1 protein-coding gene and 1 pseudogene are annotated in these 689 nt (G+C 36.1%); both read right to left on the reverse strand.

All coding sequences use genetic code 11. The annotated features are described in order from the left end of the window. Nucleotides 1–138: 138 nt before the first annotated feature. Nucleotides 139–384 carry a hypothetical protein gene (locus tag P5683_RS25520; RefSeq protein ID WP_046319221.1) on the reverse strand — a complete coding sequence of 82 codons (246 nt, stop codon included), beginning with the start codon at nt 382–384 and terminating at the stop codon, nt 139–141. A 57-nt stretch (nt 385–441) separates the two neighbouring features. After that, a pseudogene (locus P5683_RS26650) lies at nt 442–651 on the reverse strand (hypothetical protein). Nucleotides 652–689: the final 38 nt, after the last annotated feature.

Here is a 689-nt window from a genome sequence, read left to right on the forward strand (position 1 = left end):
TATCTCGTGACATCATTTGGGCGTAAATATCACGTGCTAATTCCGCGATAACCATTAACCTTGCTTGTTCTTCGTTCATGGTTTTGTGTTTCCTTTTTTGACGAAATTATTTAACTTACTTGAGGATTTATGGCATGATTAAAACTCATTCTTATTGTCTTCTTCGTATTGCTTGATTTTCTCGTCCAACAATTGATTGATTGCTGTAATCAAGGAATTGTGCATAACCAGAAAAGTGCTTTCAAGCTCCAACAGACGACATTCATCAAATTGTGTAGGACAATCGGCAAGTTCTACAGCGTCCAATATAGAGACTAGCTTGCTGCTTAACCTATCACTATGATAGGTATTCGGGTTAAGTAGTTTACCCAAGTCAATTGTCATGGTTTTATCCTCTTAGTGTGTTGTTTGCCGTAGTTTACCGTCATCGCGGACGGGTATTTACTGGACTTTATCTATTAAGTGCTTTGTGTAATTCAGTTCCTTAATCAGCAATTGCTTTTTAAGTTCAGTAATGGTTAATTCTTTTTCGCAATCATCTAGTATTGACTTTAATGTTGCCAAACCATCTTCTTTGTTAATGTTGTAAACTCAACTGTCTACCATAGTCTTAAACTTCACAAACATCTGATGTTTGATATCTGCCATCATTGTGTTATTCTCCTAGGTCAATGAACTAATTGGAAGTC

It is taken from the genome of Limnospira sp. PMC 1279.21, assembly GCF_032349615.1.
In the GTDB taxonomy this organism is placed as follows: domain Bacteria; phylum Cyanobacteriota; class Cyanobacteriia; order Cyanobacteriales; family Microcoleaceae; genus Limnospira; species Limnospira fusiformis.

Bases quoted from the DNA above. Each gene is read 5' to 3' on its own strand.
- P5683_RS25520 (WP_046319221.1), bottom strand. From the start codon at position 384: ATGACAATTGACTTGGGTAAACTACTTAACCCGAATACCTATCATAGT.